The sequence below is a fragment of the Grimontia sp. AD028 genome (assembly GCF_000973155.1).
In the GTDB taxonomy this organism is placed as follows: domain Bacteria; phylum Pseudomonadota; class Gammaproteobacteria; order Enterobacterales; family Vibrionaceae; genus Enterovibrio; species Enterovibrio indicus.
Genome location: NZ_LASY01000089.1, coordinates 1 through 22,513, shown reverse-complemented (window position 1 = coordinate 22,513; position 22,513 = coordinate 1). Strand labels below are relative to the sequence as shown.

The 22,513-nt window shown below is 49.4% G+C and carries 22 protein-coding genes and 1 other annotated feature; of the genes, 14 read left to right on the top strand and 8 right to left on the bottom strand.

Annotated features, from left to right (window positions below):
* Positions 1 to 87 precede the first annotated feature (87 nt).
* Positions 88 to 2,799 carry a nitrate reductase gene (locus RN22_RS18455; RefSeq protein WP_046306529.1) on the top strand — a complete coding sequence of 904 codons (2,712 nt, stop codon included), beginning with the start codon at positions 88 to 90 and terminating at the stop codon, positions 2,797 to 2,799.
* A 6-nt stretch (positions 2,800 to 2,805) separates the two neighbouring features.
* Here RN22_RS18455 and RN22_RS18450 read toward each other — a convergent pair whose 3' ends face one another.
* Positions 2,806 to 3,240: a VOC family protein gene (locus RN22_RS18450; protein WP_046306528.1), complete on the bottom strand. Its 435-nt coding sequence runs from the start codon at positions 3,238 to 3,240 to the stop codon at positions 2,806 to 2,808.
* Positions 3,241 to 3,366: 126 nt separating this feature from the next.
* The gene (gene topA, locus RN22_RS18445) at positions 3,367 to 5,988 is read right to left on the bottom strand and encodes a type I DNA topoisomerase (RefSeq protein WP_046306525.1); all 2,622 of its coding nucleotides are present in this window, start codon (positions 5,986 to 5,988) and stop codon (positions 3,367 to 3,369) included.
* A 519-nt stretch (positions 5,989 to 6,507) separates the two neighbouring features.
* Between topA and RN22_RS18440 the strand changes: the two genes are divergently transcribed.
* Positions 6,508 to 6,753 carry a YciN family protein gene (locus tag RN22_RS18440; RefSeq protein WP_046306523.1) on the top strand — a complete coding sequence of 82 codons (246 nt, stop codon included), beginning with the start codon at positions 6,508 to 6,510 and terminating at the stop codon, positions 6,751 to 6,753.
* A gap of 74 nt (positions 6,754 to 6,827) precedes the next feature.
* Here RN22_RS18440 and RN22_RS18435 read toward each other — a convergent pair whose 3' ends face one another.
* Together RN22_RS18435 and sohB are read right to left on the bottom strand one after the other, a co-directional pair.
* Positions 6,828 to 7,244 carry a DUF805 domain-containing protein gene (locus RN22_RS18435; protein ID WP_046306520.1) on the bottom strand — a complete coding sequence of 139 codons (417 nt, stop codon included), beginning with the start codon at positions 7,242 to 7,244 and terminating at the stop codon, positions 6,828 to 6,830.
* Between the two features lie 8 nt (positions 7,245 to 7,252).
* On the bottom strand, positions 7,253 to 8,311 hold the full coding sequence (gene sohB / locus RN22_RS18430; protein ID WP_046306518.1) for a protease SohB: 1,059 nt from the start codon (positions 8,309 to 8,311) through the stop codon (positions 7,253 to 7,255).
* 483 nt (positions 8,312 to 8,794) lie between these two features.
* Between sohB and RN22_RS18425 the strand changes: the two genes are divergently transcribed.
* Entirely contained in the window at positions 8,795 to 9,535 is a 741-nt protein-coding gene (locus RN22_RS18425) for a YciK family oxidoreductase (RefSeq protein WP_046306515.1), read from the top strand.
* A 77-nt stretch (positions 9,536 to 9,612) separates the two neighbouring features.
* On the opposite strand, the gene rluB is transcribed toward RN22_RS18425, so the two are convergent.
* The 3 genes from rluB to RN22_RS18410 form a co-directional block, all read right to left on the bottom strand.
* Complete coding sequence (rluB, locus tag RN22_RS18420) at positions 9,613 to 10,608, bottom strand: 23S rRNA pseudouridine(2605) synthase RluB (RefSeq protein ID WP_002540190.1); 996 nt, start codon at positions 10,606 to 10,608, stop codon at positions 9,613 to 9,615.
* Positions 10,609 to 10,832: 224 nt separating this feature from the next.
* The gene (locus RN22_RS18415) at positions 10,833 to 11,453 is read right to left on the bottom strand and encodes an L-threonylcarbamoyladenylate synthase (RefSeq protein ID WP_002540191.1); all 621 of its coding nucleotides are present in this window, start codon (positions 11,451 to 11,453) and stop codon (positions 10,833 to 10,835) included.
* Positions 11,450 to 12,325, bottom strand: a complete 876-nt coding sequence (locus tag RN22_RS18410; protein WP_046306513.1) for a PHP domain-containing protein — start codon at positions 12,323 to 12,325, stop codon at positions 11,450 to 11,452. The genes RN22_RS18415 and RN22_RS18410 overlap by 4 nt, the downstream gene beginning before the upstream one ends.
* Before the next feature lie 122 nt (positions 12,326 to 12,447).
* Positions 12,448 to 12,542 (top strand) — a sequence feature (Trp leader region).
* Between the two features lie 53 nt (positions 12,543 to 12,595).
* Between RN22_RS18410 and aroF the strand changes: the two genes are divergently transcribed.
* From aroF to gspS2, 11 genes are all read left to right on the top strand, one after another.
* On the top strand, positions 12,596 to 13,609 hold the full coding sequence (aroF, locus tag RN22_RS18405; protein WP_046306511.1) for a 3-deoxy-7-phosphoheptulonate synthase: 1,014 nt from the start codon (positions 12,596 to 12,598) through the stop codon (positions 13,607 to 13,609).
* A complete protein-coding gene (locus RN22_RS18400) occupies positions 13,606 to 15,183 on the top strand; it encodes an anthranilate synthase component 1 (protein ID WP_046306509.1) in 1,578 nt (525 codons plus the stop codon). The genes aroF and RN22_RS18400 overlap by 4 nt, the downstream gene beginning before the upstream one ends.
* Positions 15,184 to 15,185: 2 nt before the next feature.
* Complete coding sequence (locus tag RN22_RS18395) at positions 15,186 to 15,785, top strand: aminodeoxychorismate/anthranilate synthase component II (protein ID WP_046306507.1); 600 nt, start codon at positions 15,186 to 15,188, stop codon at positions 15,783 to 15,785.
* A gap of 23 nt (positions 15,786 to 15,808) precedes the next feature.
* Positions 15,809 to 16,810 (top strand): anthranilate phosphoribosyltransferase, encoded by a 1,002-nt coding sequence (gene trpD, locus RN22_RS18390; RefSeq protein WP_046306505.1) that lies wholly within the window; start codon positions 15,809 to 15,811, stop codon positions 16,808 to 16,810.
* Entirely contained in the window at positions 16,810 to 18,177 is a 1,368-nt protein-coding gene (gene trpCF / locus RN22_RS18385; protein ID WP_046306503.1) for a bifunctional indole-3-glycerol-phosphate synthase TrpC/phosphoribosylanthranilate isomerase TrpF, read from the top strand. Before trpD ends, trpCF begins: the two co-directional genes overlap by 1 nt.
* An 8-nt stretch (positions 18,178 to 18,185) precedes the next feature.
* Positions 18,186 to 19,376: a tryptophan synthase subunit beta gene (gene trpB / locus RN22_RS18380; RefSeq protein ID WP_002540198.1), complete on the top strand. Its 1,191-nt coding sequence runs from the start codon at positions 18,186 to 18,188 to the stop codon at positions 19,374 to 19,376.
* Complete coding sequence (gene trpA / locus RN22_RS18375) at positions 19,376 to 20,197, top strand: tryptophan synthase subunit alpha (protein WP_046306500.1); 822 nt, start codon at positions 19,376 to 19,378, stop codon at positions 20,195 to 20,197. The genes trpB and trpA overlap by 1 nt, the downstream gene beginning before the upstream one ends.
* 154 nt (positions 20,198 to 20,351) lie before the next feature.
* The gene (locus tag RN22_RS18370; protein WP_046306495.1) at positions 20,352 to 20,897 is read left to right on the top strand and encodes a septation protein A; all 546 of its coding nucleotides are present in this window, start codon (positions 20,352 to 20,354) and stop codon (positions 20,895 to 20,897) included.
* A 70-nt stretch (positions 20,898 to 20,967) separates the two neighbouring features.
* On the top strand, positions 20,968 to 21,366 hold the full coding sequence (gene yciA, locus RN22_RS18365; RefSeq protein WP_046306492.1) for an acyl-CoA thioester hydrolase YciA: 399 nt from the start codon (positions 20,968 to 20,970) through the stop codon (positions 21,364 to 21,366).
* A gap of 86 nt (positions 21,367 to 21,452) precedes the next feature.
* Positions 21,453 to 21,755, top strand: a complete 303-nt coding sequence (locus tag RN22_RS18360; RefSeq protein WP_002540202.1) for a YciI family protein — start codon at positions 21,453 to 21,455, stop codon at positions 21,753 to 21,755.
* A 34-nt stretch (positions 21,756 to 21,789) separates the two neighbouring features.
* The gene (gene gspS2 / locus RN22_RS18355) at positions 21,790 to 22,191 is read left to right on the top strand and encodes a type II secretion system pilot lipoprotein GspS-beta (protein ID WP_046306490.1); all 402 of its coding nucleotides are present in this window, start codon (positions 21,790 to 21,792) and stop codon (positions 22,189 to 22,191) included.
* A 29-nt stretch (positions 22,192 to 22,220) separates the two neighbouring features.
* On the opposite strand, the gene RN22_RS18350 is transcribed toward gspS2, so the two are convergent.
* Positions 22,221 to 22,513, bottom strand: a 293-nt coding sequence (locus tag RN22_RS18350; protein ID WP_231590926.1) for a hypothetical protein, incomplete at its 5' end; no start/stop codon positions are given.

The following is a 22,513-nucleotide window of genomic DNA, read 5'->3' as shown; positions in this document are numbered from 1 at the left end:
ACACAAAATCATATTTAACAATGAGTAGTTGGCGTGAGAGTTGCTTTATTCCCTTCAATAGAGATAAGAGAATCTCAGAGGAATAAAATGACTAAAAATAATGATTCCAGTTGGATAAAGTCGACGTGTGCATATTGCGGAGTAGGCTGTGGCATTGAGGCCAAAGTACAAGCGAATGGAAAACTGGAAGTTCGTGGCGATGAAGAACACCCGGCAAATTTAGGAAAGCTTTGCTCAAAGGGCTTAAAGCTGGGGGAAACCGTCACAACACAAGGGCGCATGCTTTCCCCTTCCGTACATGGAGAAGATTGTTCATGGGATGACGCGCTCTCCCATGTCGCCTCCACCTTCAGCGATACTATCGCCAAGCACGGTCAGGACTCGGTCGCTTTTTACGTGTCAGGACAGTTGCTGACCGAAGATTACTATGTCGTCAATAAGCTGATGAAAGGCTTTATCGGCAGCGCCAACATCGATACCAATTCCCGACTGTGTATGGCTTCTTCTGTCGTCGGACACAAACGCGCATTCGGTGAAGATGTAGTGCCTGGCAACTATGAAGATCTGGAGCTTGCTAATTTGGTGATTCTCACGGGTTCAAACCTCGCATGGTGTCACCCGGTATTGTATCAACGCCTAAAAGCGGCAAAAGCAAGTCATGGCACTAAGATCGTGGTCATCGACCCACGGGAAACAGCAAGTTGCGAAATTGCCGACCTTCATCTCCCCTTATTCCCGGGCTCTGACATTGCGTTGTTCAACGGCTTACTCGCCTATATGGCCAAGCTAAATCAGATTAACCAAAGATATGTCGATCAACATACCCAAGGTTTTGATGAAGCATTAGAGCTCGCCAAGCGCTTCTCAAACATCACGTCAGTGTCTTTGGCTACTGGCCTCAAGACAGCCGATATTGAAACCTTCTACCAGTGGTTCCACTCAACACCGAAAACCGTGACTGTGTATTCGCAGGGTGTCAATCAATCCACCAGCGGTACAGACAAGGTAAACAGCATTCTCAACTGCCATATAGCAACAGGTCGGGTTGGCCTGCCGGGTTCCACGCCGTTTTCCATCACTGGACAACCTAACGCCATGGGAGGCCGTGAGGTTGGCGGTCTGGCCAATACGCTGGCAGCACATATGGAATTTGGTCATCCAGAACAATCAGAACTACTCAGTGAATTTTGGGATACCTCTAACCTTGCGACTAAGCCCGGCCTCAAAGCCATGGACATGTTCGAAGCGATTGAGACAGGAAAAATTAAGGCTCTTTGGGTGATGGCAACCAACCCAGCAGTCAGCCTCCCGGAAAGTAACCGGATTAATGCGATTCTCGCCAGTTGTCCCTATGTTGTCGTCTCTGATTGTGTTGAAAGCAATGACACCTTAAAGTACGCCCACGTTCGCCTTCCTGCACAAGGTTGGAGCGAGAAATCAGGTACTGTCACCAACTCCGAACGCCGGATTTCGCGCCAGCGTCGTTTGTTGCCTACCCCCGGTATGGGCAAGCCCGACTGGTGGATAGTCAGCGAAGTCGCAAAGAAAATGGGATTCGAACAGCAGTTCAGCTACCGCTCGGAGCTGGACATCTTCAACGAGTACGTAGAACAGACCCGTTTAGGAAATGAAGTCGGCGCATCAACCTCACGTGCCCTCACGCTGGAAAGCCTTTCAGGTATGACACCAGAAAGTTACCAATCTTTTGCACCTAGGCAATGGCCAGCAAAAGACGGTGTTTGCCCAGAACGTCTATTCAGCGACGGAAACTATGCAACGCCGAATGGCAAAGGAAGATTTGTTGCCGTTGATTTCAAGCCACCCGCACTCTCTTTAAGCGAGCGCTACGGGCTTATATTGAATTCTGGTCGAATTAGAGACCAATGGCATACCATGACCCGCTCCGGACTCTCTCCGTCGCTTTCAGAGAACGACAGCGTGCCTCGGCTTGAGATCCATCCCTTTGATGCAGCCGATCGGGGCATCAAGGAAGGAAATTTGGTAAAAGTCGTGAGTGCCATTGGAGAACAGATGTTCATTGCCAATGTCACTAGCAAGGTTTCCGTCGGGCAATGCTATGCCCCTATTCATTGGACACATACCAACTGTTCAGATGGCAAGGTGTGTACCGTCATTCCTTCCAACACGGATCCATTCTCTGGCCAGCCTGAGTTCAAGGCGACGCCTGTTGAGGTGAAATCGGTTAAAACCTATCTTGATGCGCAGATCGTTTCTAAGTATCCATTGGATAAAACCAAGCTCAATGCTATTCCTGCTGCCTTTTGGGTATCACAACAATGTGATAGCGGTGTCTTGTATTCACTCAAGCTAACCGCAAAAACATTGGAGTTGGAAGATTTGTTAGCTGCATTGATGGATGATGAACAGCCTACTCTGGTCACTGCATCCAGTGGCGAGGCACAACGGGTAGTCTCTCTTAAGTCAGGAGAATTCGAACTTGCCGCAGCCATATATCCATCGTCGCTAGCCGGGTCTCAACCCGATATTTCCCAGTTAATTTCAGCGGAAGCAGAGCCTGAAATCATGCATGGTTTTCTTGCCGGCACGCTGAAAGCCAAATCACGAACCATCTGCACCTGTAAAAAGGTCACCAAAGCAGACATTGAGAATGCGATCGATAACAGTGGCGTTTGTTCTGTGAAATCGTTGGGTGAGATAACTGGTGCAGGAACCGGCTGCGGCTCCTGCGTGGCGGAACTGGAACAATTTACTGGGAACGCAAAGCCAATTTCAGTCTCGCCGTATGAGCGTCAGGTTGAAAGCGCATGCGGCAAGTAGTCGGGTTTACTTGGCAAACAGCAGGCCTTCAATATCTTTGAAGGCTTTGAATTCAAGCGCGTTACCGGTTGGATCAAGGAAAAACATCGTGGCCTGCTCACCAGGCTGGCCAACAAAACGGATGTAGGGCTCAATCACAAATTCGACGCCTTTGGATTTCAATCTATCCGCCAGTTGTTGCCAGTCTTCCATTTCCAGCACAACACCAATGTGCGGAACAGGCACTGACTTGGCATCAACAGCATTGTGATGAAGCTTGAGTGTGTTGTTTTCGCCAATGTTTGGATCATGATGAATCACCAGTTGGTGACCATAGAGATTGAAATCAACCCACTCATCGCTACTGCGCCCTTCTCCACAATTGAGGATATCCGCATAGAAACGTCGGGATTCTTCCAAGTGTCGCACTGGAATGGCGACATGAAATGGGGTTAATGCCATGACTTTCTCCTTGTCAAAGTATTGCTAGATAGCATAGGCCAAAGAAAAGATCGCGATTGCCTTAAGGCTCGGAACTGGCACAAAAAAAAGCACCCGAAGGTGCTTTTTCTTTTTAGCTTAAAGAGATTACTTCTTCTTGCGTTTGTCAGTGATTTCCCACTTACCGTCGATAAACAGACCCGTCCAGCCAGAAGGCTTGCCGTCGTCTTCGGTACGCACGTAGTTCTCTTTGCTCTTACGGCTAAAGCGAACCACTGCTTTGCGACCATCTGGATCTTCCGATGGTGCATCTGCCAGATATTTGAACTTCTCAGGCAGGCGTTCTTTGAAACGTGCCAGTTCTTCAACCAATGGTGCACGGGTTTCGCGCGATTTCGGGAAGTTACTTGCCGCCAGAAACAGACCTGATGCACCGTCACGAAGCACAAAGTACGCGTCTGAATTCTCACAAGGCAGTTCAGGGAAGTGAACTGGGTCCTCTTTCGGTGGCGCGACTTCGCCATTCTTCAGGATCTTACGGGTGTTCTTACAGGTTTCACTGGTGCAATCCATGTACTTACCGAAACGACCATTTTTCAGCACCATGTCGGAACCACACTTGTCACACTCGACCACTGGGCCGTCGTAACCTTTCAGCTTGAACTCACCTTTCTCAACCACATAGCCATCACAGCTTGGGTTGTTACCACAAACGTGCAGCTTGCGGTCTTGGTCGATGAGGTAAGCGTCCATCGCCGTTTCACACTTCGGACAACGTTTCTTCGCACGCAGTGCTGCGGTTTCAACGTCTTCTTCAAGAACGTTAACGATGCCTTCTTCATCCATCAGGTTGATGGTGGTTTTACAGCGCTCTTTCGGCGGCAATGCATAACCAGAACAACCCAGGAATACGCCAGTAGATGCAGTACGGATACCCATCTTACGGCCACAGGTTGGACAGTCGATGTCGGTCATCACAATGCTGTTAGGCTTCATGCCACCTTCACCTTCTTCCAGCTCTGCTTTTTCCAGATCGCCGGTGAAGTCTTTGAAGAAGTTGTTCAGAACATTTTTCCAATCTTCTGAACCCATCGCGATTTGGTCGAGGTGCTCTTCCATACGCGCAGTGAAATCGTAGTCCATCAGATCAGCAAAGCTGTCATCCAGACGGTCTGTCACAATCTCACCCATCTTCTCTGCGTAGAAACGACGCTGCTCTACACGCACATAACCACGATCCTGAATCGTAGAAATGATCGCTGCATAAGTCGATGGACGGCCGATGCCACGCTTCTCAAGTTCTTTAACAAGCGCAGCTTCTGTGTAGCGCGCAGGCGGCTTGGTGAAGTGTTGCTTCGGATCCACTTTTTCCAAAGACAGAATCTCGCCCACATCAACATGCGGCAGTGTGGTGTCTTCGTTTTTACCCATTGGACGTTGAACACGTGTCCAACCGTCAAAGCGCAAGGTGCGGCCTTTTGCTTTTAGGGTAAATACGCCTGCTTCCACAGTAATGGTGCTGGAATCGTACTTCGCTGGCACCATCTGACAAGACACAAACTGACGCCAGATCAGGTCGTAAAGACGATGTGCGTCTGGGTCCATGCCCTGAAGATCATCGGCTTTCACATCCACGCTTGAAGGACGGATCGCTTCGTGCGCTTCCTGTGCATTACCCTTTGAACCGTAGACATTTGCTGATGAAGGCAGATAGTTGTCACCATACTCTGAACCAATGAAACTGCGCGCAGCCTCAACCGCTTCTTTACTCAGGTTGGTCGAGTCAGTACGCATGTAGGTGATGTAACCTGCTTCGTACAGACGCTGAGCCAGCATCATGGTCTTCTTAACGCCGAAGCCCATGCGGGTACTCGCCGCTTGTTGCAGCGTCGAGGTAATAAATGGTGCAGACGGCTTACTTGAGGTTGGACGGTCTTCACGGTCAACCACTTTGTAAGTCGCTTTCTGCAGCGCAGCCGTTGCTGCCATTGCCTGCTCTTCGTTCAGCGGTTTAAACGCTTCACGATTTTGTTGAGCGACAACCAGACGCAACGCATTTTGGCTCGCCGTGGTGGTGTCAGTGTGAATGTCCCAATATTCCATTGGAATAAAGGCTTTGATTTCGTGCTCACGCTCAACCAGCAGCTTCACAGCAACTGACTGAACACGGCCCGCAGACAAACCACGCGCGACTTTTTTCCAAAGTAGCGGAGACACCATAAAGCCCACAACACGGTCGAGGAAGCGACGTGCCTGTTGAGCATTCACGCCATCCATGTTCAGCTCGCCGGGAGCTTCGAACGCCTGCTGGATTGCGTTTTTGGTGATTTCGTTAAACACAACGCGCTTGAAGCGGCTTTCGTCACCACCAATGATTTCCCGCAAGTGCCAGGCAATCGCCTCTCCCTCGCGGTCCAAATCCGTTGCGAGATAAACGTGGTCAGCTTTCTCTGCCAACGTTTTCAGTTCCTGCACGACTTTTTCTTTGCCCGGCAGGATTTGATAATTCGCTTTCCAGTTGCGGTATGGGTCAACACCCATCTTGTTAATCAGCGCGTTTTTGTCTTTCTCTTTTTTGATGCGCTCTTTCTCTTCCGCACTCAACCCTTTGGTTGAAACTGGCGTTGCTTTCTTGCCGCCTTGCGCGGCACCGGTAGGCAGATCTCGGACATGACCTACGCTCGATTTAACGATGAAGTCTTTGCCCAGATATTTATTGATCGTTTTTGCCTTTGCCGGGGACTCCACGATAACGAGAGATTTACCCATAGTGACCCAATACGCCCTCGCGTTTCTCATTCATAAAATTCATTCAGATCGCTGGCAATCGATGAGCTTTCCAACTCCAGTGCCATGCTGACGCTTTTTTTAATATTGAGCGACTCGATCCGAATATCAACCAGTTTCTATCTAATTTCCCCTGATTGGTCGCTGCTTCCCCAGTTGTTGTTCATTTGTTAACAACAAGTCTGCACTATCAGGGAAATGTTGCCGTCTCACTTTTATTAGTCGAGGATATCTTAGACCGCTAGCCCTTTAGCGCCGCACTTTTACCCTCTATTCGTCAATGCTAAGAAAGCATGACTGAAAGTGCAGCCTAAAGCAGACAGGCGCGCTAATCATTACCATTGACCGAAGCATCTTTACCATTTCACATCGAATTTTTCTGGCTTGGCTCACAATAAGTAGCGGAAGCCGCAAAATAATGAGGCTTTGTTCAAACCTACTGTTTTTTCCTTTCCCGGCGCTATAATGCCCCTTCATTTCACTACCCGAATCGAGAAGAAAATGGCTGAGAAAACACCTATCAGCGCTGACGATTTATTGAAAATCGCAAACGAAATGATCCGTGAGCACGATGCTTACATCGAAGGCATGAACACTGACTCTGTCGAAGAAAAAGCCGGCGTCATGGTCTTCAAAGGGGAGTATTTTTTAGACGACAACGGACTGCCAACCCCTAAAACCACCGCCGTATTTAATATGTTTAAGTACCTGGCACACCAGTTGTCAAAGCAATATACGATTCAGTAGTTTTATAAACTAAAATGACCTGAAAATGCTGGGTTCAGTGATAAAAATGCCACCTTTCGGTGGCATTTTTATCTTTAACCTTCAAACACTGCTGTGTCTTTTTTCTCGTCCTGATGGACATCATTACCGCCACCAGAACCTGGCTTCTGGCCGCGTCCTTTCGGGTCTGGGCCAAACTGATTTGGACCCGGTGTACCATCAAGAATGCCTAACTCCACCAGCGCGAAGATAGGACCTACCAACGGCAGAAAAGTCACAATAATCCACCAAGGACTCTTGTTTCTGTCTTTCAGCCGTTTGATGTTCAGCGCGATAGAAGCATAAATGGCAAACAGTGAAATCGCCAATGCCAGTGCATCAAGCACTACATTCCCGCCCTGATAGAAGAAAGTTGGCAGCACCATAATCAATACCGGGACGCTGTACAGCCAGTAATCTCGGCGTCGCATCCGGCCTTCAAAGGAGAGCAGTGCCCACTTTTGATTGTTCATTTTTACTCCTAAACGATTGGTCGCTGACCGCGGCTAATCCACTTCAGCAGCACGCGGTCTAGCGCTTCTGCCGACGCACCGGCCAGTTTTTCTGCCAGTTTCTTACGTTGAACATAACGTACGCCCAGCACATCTTTTTCTTTCACTGCGGACACCAGATAATCGTCACTGGTACCAATGCTGTCAATTAATCCCAGTGGCAGTGCCTGATTGCCAAACCAATGCTCACCAGTAGCCACTTTCTCAAGATCCAACGATGGACGGTGGTCGGCAATAAAGTCTTTGAACAGTGTGTGAGTTTCTTCCAGCTCACTAACAAATTTCTCACGCGCCTTGTCGGTGTTTTCGCCAAACATGGTTAACGTGCGTTTGAATTCACCTGCAGTCAATTGCTCAAACTCAATGTCATGCTTTTTAAGCAGTTTGTTGAAGTTTGGCAACTGTGCAATCACACCGATGGAACCTACTACGGCAAAAGGCGCTGCAACGATCTTGTCTGCCACACATGCCATCATATAACCGCCACTTGCAGCCACTTTATCCACCGCAGCTGTCAACGGTATGCCTGCTTGCTTAATGCGATCAAGTTGTGAAGAAGCAAGGCCATATGCGTGAACCATACCGCCACCACTTTCAAGGCGCACCAGCACTTCATCACCCTCTTTGGCAACAGCCAGAATTGCCGTCACTTCTTCTCGCAAAGAAGCCACTTCGCGTGCATCGATACTGCCTTTAAAATCCAAGACGAAAACATGTGGTTTACGGCTTTGTTCCAGCGTTGCCGTATCTGTCATTTTCTTCGCTTCATTCTTGGCTTCTTTAGCCTTCGCTTTCTCCGCTTTTTTATCTGCTTTGTCGCGCGCTTTTAATGCCGCTTCATCGTAGAGATGCGATTCCATCGAATGCACTAAATCTTTATGTTTTTCAGTCAGGTTAGTGATTTCCAACTCACCTTTTTGAGACTGTTTTCCGCCAGCGCTTTTAGCAATAATAAGCACGACGATCACGGCGACTGCAAAGGTCAGCACTTTCGCCAGGAAAAGGCCGTAATCAAGCAAGAATTCCAAACTTAGTTCCTCGTTTATTGTTGTTTCTGTGTACTTTTATTGAGCACAGATTTATGTGAATCCCGTCATTCTACTAGACATGAATACCCAAACAACCCGAAGTTGCAGGTTTCAGCGATTATATCAACCCGTATCGTTGACGACTCAAAACATGCTCAAAACCATTAAGAACCCCTAATTATTCTTCGCCCTTCGGAAAGCCATCGGCAAGCCCACTACTTCAGCAAATTTCAAGACAAATAGAACCACTATTCATCTTAAAATTTGTTTCGTATTGAACATGCCGATGGCCTCTGAAATCCAGCCCCTTCAGGTAGTTTGGGTATAGAACAACCTCGTATGTCGCTTTCTTTACATCACCAGGTTGTTTCTTCTTCCCAAGCAGCCTTAAAATGCCAGCTTACAACAGTGCCTTTCACTCGCATGATGACGAGTGGCAAGTTTAGCAGGCACGCAAGATCAAAATGAAAAGGATATTGTAACGTGGAGTATCAAGTAGCAGCCGACGCATTGAATGGCAAAGTGATTCTGGTGACCGGCGCAGGCGACGGTATTGGCCGCCAGGCTGCCATCAGTTACGCACAACACGGTGCAACAGTGATTTTGCTGGGACGCACAGTGAAGAAACTGGAAAGCGTTTACGACGAAATCGAAGCAGCAGGTTACCCGCAACCAGCGATCATTCCACTCGATATGATGGGTGCAACCCGCCAGCATTATTTGGATATGACCGACACCATCGAGCAGCAGTTCGGTAAGCTGGACGGTGTTTTACACAACGCAGGCATGCTGGGCGTGCTGAGCCCATTCGACCAAATCGAAGAAAAAGCCTACGACGAAGTCATGCAGGTGAACGTGAAAGCGACTTTCCTGATGACTCAGGCACTGATGCCTTTGATTCAAAAGTCTGAAGATGGCCGTATCGTTTTCACTTCATCGACAGTAGGGCATTCAGGACGTGCGTTTTGGGGCACCTATGCTATCTCTAAATTCGCGACTGAAGGTATGATGCAGGTGCTGGCTGATGAGCTCAGCAACACCACGGTGAAGGTCAACGCCATCAATCCAGGTGGTACACGCACTAAAATGCGTGCATCGGCTTTCCCTGCTGAAGATGCCAACAACCTTAAAACACCATTGGATATCATGCCGCTGTACCTTTACCTGATGGCACCTGAAGGCAAAGACGTGAATGGTCAGTGTATTGATGCTCAGCCGAAATAAAGCATCTAGGCTCTAGATGCTAGAAAACGACAAAAGCCAGCATCTCTGCTGGCTTTTTCTTTATATATTCCAAACCATTAACGTGGCTTGCGGTTTCCACCTGTCTTCTTCTGACGGGTAGAAGGCTGACCGGAACGGTTTGCACCAGGTTTACCTGGACGACCACCACCTGTGCGGGTGCGGTTACCAGCTGGTTGACCACCACGACGGTTACGTGGTTTGCGGGTTTCACCAGACTCAACACGCTCTTCATAACGGCGTACTGCACGGCGAATCTTTTGCGCACGCGCTTTACGTTTCTTGGTTTCTGGGTCGATCATGGTTTCTTGTTCTGCACGCAGTTCTACCATCTCACGAAGGTAGTTCACATCGTTCAGTTCAAGCTCCATCCAGCCGCCACGTGGCAATTCTTTGCTCAGGTAGATATCACCGTAGCGAACACGCTTAAGACGGCTCACAGTCACGCCCTGAGTTTCCCACAGACGACGTACTTCGCGGTTACGACCTTCAGTGATCACCACGTAGAAGGTGTGATTTGAACCTTCACCACCTGCGTAAACCACGTCTTCGAAACGTGCTTCACCGTCTTCCAGTTCAACACCGCGAACCAGATTACGAACCATCTCTTCGTTAACTTCGCCGAATACACGAACCATGTATTCGCGCTGCACCTGACGGCTTGGGTGCATCAAACGGTTTGCCAGTTCACCATCTGTGGTGAAAAGCAGAAGACCCGAGGTATTTGCGTCCAGACGGCCTACTGCCACCCAGCGTGCGCCATTCAGGCGTGGCAGGCGGTCAAACACGGTGCGGCGACCTTCTGGATCGCTGCGGGTACACAATTCGCCTTCCGGCTTGTTGTATGCCAGAACACGACAAACTTGTTCAGAAGACGCAGAAATTTGCACATGGTGACCATCAACACGTACGTTAGCATTCAGGTCTTCCAAACGGTCACCCAGTTTTGCTACTACACCATTAACACTCACTCGGCCAGACTGAATCATGCCCTCGATTTCACGACGTGAACCAAGACCTGCACGGGCCAGCACCTTCTGTAATTTTTCGCTCATTGACTAACTACCTTACTGTCGCCTTCACAGGCGTCGATGTCGGAAAGAAAACCTTTGGAGGCGCGACTGAGCGCGGATCTAAGGCAACGGCGTATTATGCCAAAATGCACACAATGACACCACATAATTTCACGGAATCGATAATGGCTGAATCTGGCAATTTTCGTTTGCACTCAGCCATTTTATTTAACTGAGAGTTTTTGCCCAATTGCCCCTCTTCTAGCCTATTCAAAAGGAGAGGTATCGCCTGTACCACGACGGAGAATTTCAGGCTCATCTTCGCTGAGATCGATGACTGTAGTTGGCTGCTCGCCCAGGTAACCACCGTTGAGAATACAGTCGACGGCATGTTCCAACTGGTCACGGATCGCCTCCGGATCAGACTCTGTATGCTCATTCCCCGGTAAGATTAGCGAAGTGGACATCATCGGCTCGCCCAACGCCTCAAGTAAATCCAGCGCAATTTGGTTGTCCGGCACACGGATACCGATGGTTTTACGCTTAGGATTCATCAGTCGGCGAGGTACTTCTTTGGTCGCTTTCAAGATGAAAGTGTAACAACCCGGCGTGTTGTTACGAATCAGGCGGTAAGCACTGTTGTCGACGCGGGCATAGACCGAAAGTTCAGACAAATCACGGCACATCAGCGTGAAGTTATGTCTGTCGTCCAGTCGACGAATGCGACAGATTCGCTCAAGTGCTTGTTTGTTTTCCAACTGGCAACCCAGCGCATAGCCAGAATCCGTTGGATAGATAATCACACCACCGTTACGAACAATCGCAACAGCTTGATTGATAAGACGTGCTTGCGGGTTTTCAGGATGCACGTAAAAGAATTGGCTCACACTTCCTCCTCATGAGACATTTCTGCCTCGGCAATCTCGGGCAAAGACCAGTTTTCCCAGACTTCCTTACAACCTTTCGGTAAGTATAAGTTACGACCCAACTCCAGCCACGGTGAAGGGTAATGAAAATCAGAGCCTTGGGAACCGGCTAACCCGAACTGAATAGCGTAGTCGCCCAGCAGACGACGTTCATTGGGCGATTGTTGTGGCTGTGCAACTTCCATTGCATCACCGCCTGCATCAACAAAAACCTGAAGCAGGCGTTTCAGCCATTTAGCGGTAAGTTTATACCGACCAGGATGAGCCAGCACGGCTTGACCACCCGCTTTGTGAATAACATCAACGGCTTCCTGAATCGTGCACCAGTTTGGTGGCACATAACCCGGGTTACCGCGGGTCAGATATTTTTTGAATACGGCCTGCATGTTTTTCACATGCCCCTGCTCCACCATCCAACGGGCAAAGTGGGCGCGTGTAAGCGCGACATCGCCTGCCAGCGCTTTTGTGCCTTCGAGCGCTCCGGGCATACGCTGCTTTTCCAAGCGTTCTGCAATTTGTTCTGCACGTTCATCGCGGCGCGCTGACTGCTCTAGGATCAGTTTCTGCAATTCAGGAGACTCAGGATCGATATTGAGACCGACGACATGGATGTCTTTGTTTTCCCAAACTGTCGATATTTCAATACCATTGACGATGTGTAACGGCAGATTGTCACGGGCAACGACTGCTTTGGCTTCTTCCAGTCCTGCCACCGTATCGTGATCGGTAATCGCCAGTACATTGACGCGAAAATCAACCGCGCGCTTGACCAAGTCTTCCGGTGTGAAGCGCCCATCCGACGCTGTTGTGTGGCTATGTAGATCAAATAGCATTCATTTTCTTCTATTTGTTGCTTGACTTCGCCAACATATACTAGTTAACTAGTACACGATTACTTATTCAAATGGATTTCGTCTTCATGGTACAGCATAACCTCATCCAACAAACAGCACTGATTAACTGGTGGTGGCACTCCCAATAGCGGGCGGTGTGATGAGTGATATCTCAAGGAAAGACGACACCAAGCCCGCATAACGCGGGTTTTTTTGTACCTATTTTTTCCCGGAAACTGGATTGGGAATGACAAGCTAAGGACTCAGATTATGATCATCGTGCTAAAGCCTCAGGCAACAGAACAAGAAGCAAAACACATCCTGAACAAGATTGAGAACGCAGGCCTGAAGCCGCTTTACATGCCGGGTGTAGAGCGCATTGTTTTGGGTGCATTGGGCGATGAACGCGTATTACAGAAGCTTCATCTGGACAGTGACCCGCTGGTTGAAGAAGTCAAACCTATCCTGACCAAATACAAAATGGTGTCCCGCGAAGTCCAAGCACACAACAGCGTGGTCCGCATCGGTAATGTACCCGTAGGCGGCGACAAATTCGCGGTTATTGCTGGTCCTTGCTCTGTAGAATCCGAACAACAATTAATGTCTGTTGCAGATGTCGTCAAAGGTCATGGCGCAGTTGCCCTTCGTGGCGGCGCTTACAAGCCACGCACTAGTCCTTATGACTTCCAGGGCATGGGCGTTGAAGGCCTGAAACTGCTTAAACAAGCGAGTGAAGCTACCGGCATGCCAACCGTTTCTGAAGTCATGGAAGTCGGCCAGGTTGATTCACTGTGTGAATACATCGACTGCTTGCAAATTGGCGCGCGCAATATGCAGAACTACGGATTGTTAAAGGCCGTGGGCGAAACTGGTAAACCGGTCTTGTTAAAACGCGGACTTTCCGCCACTATCGAGGAACTGTTGCTGGCGGCAGAATATATCTATGATGCTGGCAACCCGAACATTATTCTCTGTGAGCGCGGCATTCGTACATTTGAAACAGCAACGCGTAATACTTTGGATTTAAATGCAGTCGCTTACATCAAACAGCGCAGCCACTTGCCAGTGGTCGTCGACCCAAGTCATGGCACCGGCGTACGTGAGCTTGTCATTCCATTGTCTCGTGCGGCAGCAGCGGTAGGCGCCGACGGTATCATCGTTGAAAGCCACCTCAATCCAGCAGAAGCGCTGTCAGATGGGCATCAAGCACTGACAGGGGAAATGTTCGCGCAGTTAATGCAAGAATTGAAACCATTTGTAGAAGCAGCAGGGAGAACGCTGTGAAAAACCACGCTTTAAATAAAGGCGAACTCGACGTATTGAGCCTGGATGTGCCATACGTCGCTGCACCCACTGAACTGTATGCGGCGATCTGCCAGGATCGCCCACATAGCCTGTTACTTGAATCTGCCGAGATTGATTCCAAACAGGACCTCAAAAGCCTGATGTTGGTCGACGCAGCAGTGCGTATCGTTTGTCGTGGCCGCACGGTTGAACTCGAAGCTAAGAGCCAAAACGGCCACAACGTGCTTGATGCCGTTGAAGCTGAACTCGCCAGCCAACAACTTGCTATTGAAAGTGAGCGTCAACCTGAGCTGCTGACCTTACATTTTGCTGAAGAAAACCGCACGCTGGATGAAGACGCCCGTCTGCGCCAACCATCTCCTTTTGATGCGCTGCGTTTGGTCCAGCATGCTTTCAAACTGGATGGTCTGCCAGACGAAGCATTATTTGTCGGTGGTTTGTTTGCCTACGACTTAGTCGCGCAATTTGAACCGCTGCCAGACGTGGAATCCGGCAACCGTTGTCCTGACTACCTATTTTATGTTGCGGAAACCCTTTTGGTTATCGACCACCAGCGTCGCAAAGCCAAGCTTCAGGCAACCCAGTTTGGTGGCAACGAAAACACCGAAACCTACTTTGATTTGAGCCGTCGCTTACAGGCGATTCGGGAAAGCTGCCTGAATCCAACCGAAATGCCTTCTGCGAAGCAACTGGACAGTGTTGATGTAGCCGTGTCCGTTAGCGATGAAGATTTCTGCAATGCTGTCGATGAGCTCAAAGGCTACGTGGTAAAAGGCGATGTTTTCCAAGTCGTGCCGAGCCGTCGCTTCACTTTGCCATGCCCTTCCCCACTGAACGCGTACCTGAAACTCAAGCAAGGCAATCCGAGCCCCTACATGTTCTATATGCAGGATGAGGAGTTCACCTTGTTTGGCGCGTCTCCGGAAAGTGCGCTGAAATACAGCAAAGACACCAATCAAGTTGAAATCTACCCGATCGCAGGTACTCGCCATCGCGGTAAAAACAGTGATGGTTCCATCAACCTTGATCTGGATGGTCGCATAGAGCTTGAACTTCGCAACGACATCAAGGAAAAAGCCGAGCACATGATGCTGGTTGATTTGGCGCGAAACGATGTGGCTCGCATCAGTGAACCTGGTACCCGCTATGTCGCTGATCTTCTTCAAGTTGACCGGTACAGTCACGTGATGCATTTGGTGTCGCGCGTTGTCGGACAGCTTCGTCATGATTTGGATGCTCTGCATGCTTACCAAGCCTGCATGAACATGGGTACCTTGACGGGTGCTCCGAAAATCCGTGCCATGCAATTGATTCGTGAGTTCGAGCAAAGCCGTCGCGGCAGCTACGGCGGCGCAGTCGGTTACATTACCGGTCACGGTGATATGGATACCTGTATCGTTATCCGCTCTGCATACGTAGAAGATGGCGTTGCTCAGGTACAAGCCGGTGCAGGTGTGGTGTTTGATTCTGTGCCTCAGGCAGAAGCAGACGAAACCCGCGGCAAAGCCGCTGCCGTTCTTACCGCCATTCGCGCAGCACATACAGGAGCATAAGCATGAGCAATCAGGTCAATGCACATATTGTGCTCGTCGATAACTTCGATTCATTTACTTACAACCTGGTCGATCAATTCCGCTCACTCGGTTACCCGGTCACGATTTACCGAAACAGCCTGAGTGCAGACCAAATCGAACAGGCACTGTCTGAGCTCAACAACCCAGTGGTTGTATTGTCGCCAGGCCCTGGTGCACCTTCAGAAGCAGGCTGTATGCCAGAGCTGATTTTAAAACTGAAAGGCAAAGTGCCAATGATTGGTATTTGTCTGGGCCAACAAGCGATTACCGAAGCTTACGGCGGTACTGTTGCCGGCGCAGGTGAAATCGTTCACGGCAAAGCCTCGCTAATGACACACAACGGCCACGATGTATTTGGAAGCATCGAAAGCCCGCTGACGATTGCCCGATACCACTCTTTGGTTGCAACCAAGGTACCAGACTCACTGGATGTGATTGCGGATGTGGATGGGCTGGTGATGGCAGTTGTTAACGACAACGACAAAGTCGTGGGTTTCCAATTCCACCCGGAATCCATTCTCACAACAAAAGGCGCAGACCTTTTAACCAATACCATTAACTGGGCTACACAAGCGCGCTGATCGACAAGGACAAGGAGAGCATTATGGAAGCGATTATTAACAAACTTTACGACCAGACATCTTTGTCGCAGGAAGAAAGCCATCAGCTGTTTGATACCATTATCAAAGGCGAACTTGACCCAATTCTGCTGTCTGCAGCGCTGACCGCATTGAAAATCAAAGGCGAAACGCCAGAAGAAATTGCAGGTGCAGCGTCTGCACTCACTGAAAACGCCAACCCATTTCCAACACCGGATTACGATTTCGCAGACATCGTTGGCACCGGCGGTGATGGCGCAAACACCATCAATATTTCAACCACCGCAGCATTCGTTGCCGCAGCATGTGGCGTGAAAGTCGCCAAGCACGGTAACCGCGGTGTTTCGAGCAAATCGGGTTCTTCTGACCTGTTAGCTGCATTTGGTATCGACTTGGCAATGAGCCCAGACACCGCGCGCGGTGCACTGGATGATTTGGGCGTGTGCTTCCTGTTCGCGCCTCAGTATCACAGCGGTGTTCGCCATGCGATGCCGGTTCGTCAAACCATGAAAACCCGCACCATCTTCAACTTGCTGGGTCCACTGATTAACCCTGCGAAGCCAACGCTGGAATTGATGGGTGTGTACGATAAATCACTGGTTCGCCCTATTGCTGAAACCATGCTGAATCTCAACATGAAGCGCGCAGCCGTTGTTCACGGCAGTGGTTTGGATGAAGTAGCGATTCACGGTGAAACAACGGTCGCGGAAATCAAAGACGGTGTCATAACCGAATATACACTGACGCCGGAAGACTTTGGCGTTCAGACCTACCCGCTTGAATCCATCAAAGGCGGTACGCCGGAAGAAAACCGCGAAATCATTTCGCAAATTCTGCAAGGCAAAGGCACCGACGCACAGCAATCTGCTGTCGCTGTTAACGTGGCATTACTGCTGCGTCTGTTTGGACAAGAAGATCTCAAAGCTAACACGCAAAAAGCGCTGGATGTGATGAATAGTGGTAAGCCATTCGAACTGGTTCAGCAACTGGCATCTCGGAGCAACTAATGGAAACGGTACTGGCAAAAATTGTTGAAGACAAAAAAGAGTGGGTAGCGGCGCGTAAAGAGTCGCAACCACTAGAGAGTTTTATTAACGACGTGGTACCCAGCGATCGTAGCTTCTACGACGCGCTTTCTGGCAACCCAGCGAAGTTCATTCTTGAGTGTAAAAAGGCGTCACCGTCCAAAGGCCTGATTCGTGATGATTTTGACCTGAACTACATTGCAGGTGTTTACGGTAAACATGCTGCCGCGATTTCAGTGTTGACGGATGAAAAGTACTTTCAGGGCAATTTCGATTTTCTGCCGATTGTTCGTTCTCAAGTCCCTTGCCCTGTGCTTTGCAAAGATTTCATGATCGACACCTATCAGGTGTACCTTGCGCGCCATCATCAAGCCGACGCAATCCTGTTGATGCTGTCTGTGCTTAACGATGAAGAATACCGAACACTTGCAGCGGTCGCGCATGAGCTGAACCTTGGTGTATTGACGGAAGTCAGTAACGAAGAAGAACTGGAGCGTGCGATTGCTCTCGAAGCCAAAGTGGTTGGCATCAATAACCGCAATCTGCGTGACCTAAGCATCGACCTGAACCGTACCAAAGAACTGGCACCTCGCCTGCCTGATGATCGCATTGTGATTTCAGAGTCGGGTATTTATACCCACCAGCAAATCCGCGAATTGGCACCGTTTGCGAATGGCTTCTTGATTGGTAGCTCACTGATGGCAGAAACCGATGTCGAGCAGGCGGTTCGCCGTGTGCTTTACGGCGACAACAAGGTGTGTGGTTTAACCCGCGCCGAAGATGCCAAAGCGGCTTATGATTCCTATGCCAACTATGGTGGCCTGATTTTCGTTGAGAAGTCTCCACGTTATGTGGATTTGGAAGCTGCGCGAAAAGTGATGGAAGGCGCGCCGCTGCAATACGTTGGCGTGTTCCAGAACCACGATCTAAACCATGTCGCTGACACCGCAAAAGCGCTAGGTCTGGCTGCGGTTCAACTCCACGGCGATGAGAACAGCGAATACGTGAAACAGCTTCGTATCGAGTTGCCAAAAGGCACCCAGATTTGGAAAGCGCATGGCGTAAGCAACACAGTTCCTCACATTGAAACTGACGCTGACCGCAATCTTCTGGACAGCCGCGTCGGCAACCAAAGTGGCGGAACAGGGACACAGTTCGACTGGTCTTTGGTGCCGGATGAACAAAAAGAAAGCCTGATGCTGGCCGGTGGCCTGTCATCAGAGAACGCGAAAGAAGCCGCGCAAATCGGCTGTGCGGGACTCGATTTTAACTCGGGCGTGGAAAGCGAACCGGGTATCAAAGATAAAGACAAATTGGACGCTGCATTTACGGCGCTGAGAGATTACTAAGGACTGTTATGACTAAGTTGAACGCCTATTTTGGAGAGTTTGGCGGACAGTATGTTCCTCAAATTCTGGTTCCAGCGTTAGACCAACTGGAGCAAGCGTTTATTGACGCACAGAACGATCCAGCTTTTCAGGAAGAATTCATTTCTCTTCTTAAAGAGTATGCAGGTCGTCCTACTGCCCTCACCCTTTGTCGCAACCTGACCAAAGGGACGAAAACCAAACTTTACCTGAAGCGTGAAGATCTGCTTCACGGCGGTGCACACAAAACCAATCAGGTTTTGGGTCAGGCGCTACTGGCTAAGCGTATGGGCAAAAAAGAAATCATTGCCGAAACTGGCGCTGGTCAACACGGCGTTGCTACGGCGCTGGCTTGTGCCCTGCTGGATTTGAAATGCCGCGTATACATGGGCGCGAAGGACGTTGAACGTCAAAGCCCGAACGTATTCCGCATGAAACTGATGGGCGCAGAAGTCATCCCTGTTCATTCTGGCTCTTCAACTCTGAAAGATGCCTGCAACGAAGCGCTGCGTGACTGGTCTGCAAGTTACGAAGAAGCCCACTACCTGCTAGGCACGGCTGCAGGTCCTCACCCATTCCCGACAATTGTTCGCGAATTCCAGAAGATGATTGGTGAAGAGACCAAGCAGCAAATTCTGGAAATCGAAGGCCGCCTACCTGATAACGTTATCGCCTGTGTGGGCGGTGGTTCTAACGCCATTGGTATGTTCGCTGATTTCATCGAAGAAACCGATGTAGGCCTGATTGGCGTTGAGCCTGCAGGTCTGGGTCTGGACACAGACCAGCATGGTGCACCGCTTAAACACGGTAAACTCGGCATCTTCTTTGGCATGAAAGCGCCACTGATGCAGGATCCAAATGGTCAGGTAGAAGAGTCTTACTCTGTGTCTGCAGGTCTCGACTTCCCATCGGTTGGCCCTCAGCATGCGCATCTGAATTCTATTGGCCGCGCCGAATACGTGGCAATTACCGATGACGAAGCGCTGGATGCTTTCCAGGAACTGGCTCGTCACGAAGGCATTATTCCTGCACTGGAATCTGCTCATGCTTTGGCGTATGCGCTGAAGATGGCAAAAGAAAACCCAGAAAAAGAGCAGCTGCTTGTAGTGAACCTGTCAGGCCGCGGTGACAAGGACATCTTTACTGTCCACGACATTTTGAAAGAAAAAGGAGTGATGTAATGGCTGCTACCTTGTCTCACCGCTATGAAGCGATGTTCGAAAAGCTGGATGCTAAAGGTGAAGGCGCATTCGTTCCTTTTGTCACCATTGGCGATCCAAATCCAGAGCAATCACTGCGTATCATTGAAACGCTGATTGAAAATGGTGCTGACGCGCTGGAGCTGGGTATTCCGTTCTCAGATCCACTGGCCGATGGCCCAACCATTCAGGGCGCAACCATTCGTGCATTGGAATCTGGCACTACGCCGGACAATTGCTTCAGCATTCTGAAGGAGGTGCGTGAGCGTCATCCTGATATTCCTGTTGGCCTTCTGATGTATGCAAACCTGGTTTTCGCTAACGGCATCGATAACTTCTATGCAAAATGCGCAGAAGCTGGCGTAGATTCGGTGCTGATTGCTGATGTGCCAGCAGGCGAATCTGCCGAGTTCCGCGAGTCCGCTGCCAAACATGGTGTTCACGCCATCTTTATCGCACCACCGAACGCGAACGAAGAAACCCTGAAAACCATTTCTGAACTTGGCGGTGGCTACACTTACCTGCTTTCCCGTGCTGGCGTTACCGGTGCAGAAACCAAAGCCGGTAAGCCAATTGAGCACCTGCTCGCTCAACTGTCGGCGTTCGATGCACCTCGTCCTTTACTGGGCTTTGGTATTTCAGAGCCAGCTCAAGTTAAAGAAGCGATTACTGCAGGCGCTGCGGGGGCGATTTCAGGTTCAGCTGTGGTGAAAATCATCGAGCGTAATGTTGCTGATGAAGCAAACATGCTGAAAGAGCTTGGCGAGTTCGTTGCAAACATGAAAGCCGCAACAACCAAGTAAAACGAAGCCGTCCCAGATCTCCGATATTTAAGGCCATCGTCCGATGGCCTTTTCTTTTCTCTGGCTCCTTTGCGTTTTAACTGCCAGAAGTTTTCGGTAAACTTTGGGTCTTATTGAGCAAGCCTAAAGCTCTGCCACAAGGATCACTCTCTGAATGAAACAGCTTCTCGACTTTATCCCGCTCATTATCTTCTTCGCGCTCTATAGGATGTACGACATCTACACGGCAACGGGAGCGCTGATTGTCGCGACAATCATTCAAGTCGCCATTACATGGGTGCTCTACAAAAAAGTCGAGAAGATGCAGATAGTCACAGCGGTATTGGTGGCTGTTTTCGGCGGCATGACGCTGTTTTTCCAAGATGACAATTTCATCAAATGGAAAGTAACGATTGTTTACGCCCTGTTTGCCATTGGGTTGATGGTTTCTCAGGTTCTGGGTAAACCACTTATCAAAGGCATGCTTGGCAAAGAAATTACACTGCCAGACAATGTGTGGCGAAACATCAACTCAGCCTGGGTTGGTTTTTTCGCGGCGTTGGCGGTACTCAACGTTTATGTTGCCTATCAAATGCCACTGGATGTTTGGGTGAATTTCAAAGTGTTTGGTTTGTTAGCATTGACGTTGGTATTTACCATGGTGAGCGGTGTTTACATCTACAAGCACATGCCAAAAGAAACCGATTCAGAAGAACAATAACTCGCATATAAATCACTCTAAGGGTGATTAGGCTCACCCTTTTTCAATTTCATTTCCCGGAAGTCGTATCATGTCGGAAACGAATAATTGCCCTCGCGGTCAACTCTTACTGCGAACGCTTGCTATGCCCGCTGACACCAATGCTAATGGTGATATTTTTGGCGGTTGGATTATGTCCCAGCTTGATTTAGCTGGTGCCATTTTGGCGAAGGAGATCTCCCACGGTCGCGTGGTTACCGTCTCTGTTCAGGAAATTGTGTTCAAAACTCCTGTCTCAGTGGGCGATGTCGTTTGTTGTTATGGTGAATGCACCCGTATTGGCCGAACTTCGATGAGTGTAAGCCTGGAAGTATGGGTGAAACCCGTGGCAACAGACGGCATTGGAACCCGCCGCAAAGTCTGTGAAGCAACGTTCAATTATGTTGCTATTGATGGTGACGGGCGCCCAAGACCGATAAATAAGTCATAAATCAGAAAAACTTGCCTGCGCAATCGTGTAGCCTTGCATACAATAGGCCGAAGACACTAGGCGAGAAAAACTCGGAGAAAGCACGGATGTGGTACGTCATTTTTTCACAAGATGTTGAAAACAGTTTGCCGTTAAGAATGCAAGTGAGGGAACAACACCTCGCCCGTTTACGCGATTTGGAAGCTCAAGACCGTCTTCTGGTGGCAGGCCCAAATCCAGCTGTCGACAGTGAAGATCCAGGCGAAGCGGGTTTCACTGGCTCAACCGTGATTGCTAAGTTTGATAGCTTGGAAGATGCCAAAGCATGGGCAGATGCAGACCCTTATATCGAGGCGGGCGTCTACAAAGACGTTATCGTGAAGCCATTTAAAAAAGTTTTGCCCGCGTAATTTCAGCGGCAGATTAAACGCACAGGAATGTTCAATGCGAAAGACTCTTAAAACAGGACGTATCGCGCTGATGAGTGCCGCAGCACTGGTGCTCTCGGCCTGTTCAAGCACTTCAGATCTCGAGATAGCGGAATCCTTTGCTGCGCAGCGTGCAGATATTATTAGCAACTCAACCCCAGAGCAATTTGAACACTATAATCTAGTCCGTGCAAAGTCCAACAGCACCGAAGTAGAGCTGACATTAATTTATTCAGGAGGTGGTGATTTAGCTCCAGCAGCTCTTGTCGATGGATTAGAAGAAACTTATTGTTCTGACAGTGAGATTTATTCTTTGATGGAAAGAGGTGTTAGTTACAAATTTCTTTTCCGCGATGCACGCGGACGCCCGGTTCTGGAGCGAACCATTCGCAGTGAAGATTGCGAAAAACACCAATGAAATAACAAAGCCCGCAAACGCGGGCTTTGTTATTTTTGCAGCTCGAAACCGAGGATAAATGACATCACTTTCTCTCTCGGCATTTCGCAGGGCCTCAACGGCCAGATATCATCAACAAGATACAAATTCCCACTGATAAAATCAGACCCCGCCAGAGACTCTGCGTAAACTTTTACCGCATGTCCGTTGCTGTAGCGCTTCACTGAAAGTCCCCAACGCTCACCTTTGTACCGAACGTCATAATGACCAGAATCTAGGGTCTGTTGACCTTTGGTGATGATTTTTGCAGCAGTTTGTGGCGACTTTATGCAAGGCAGAGGCT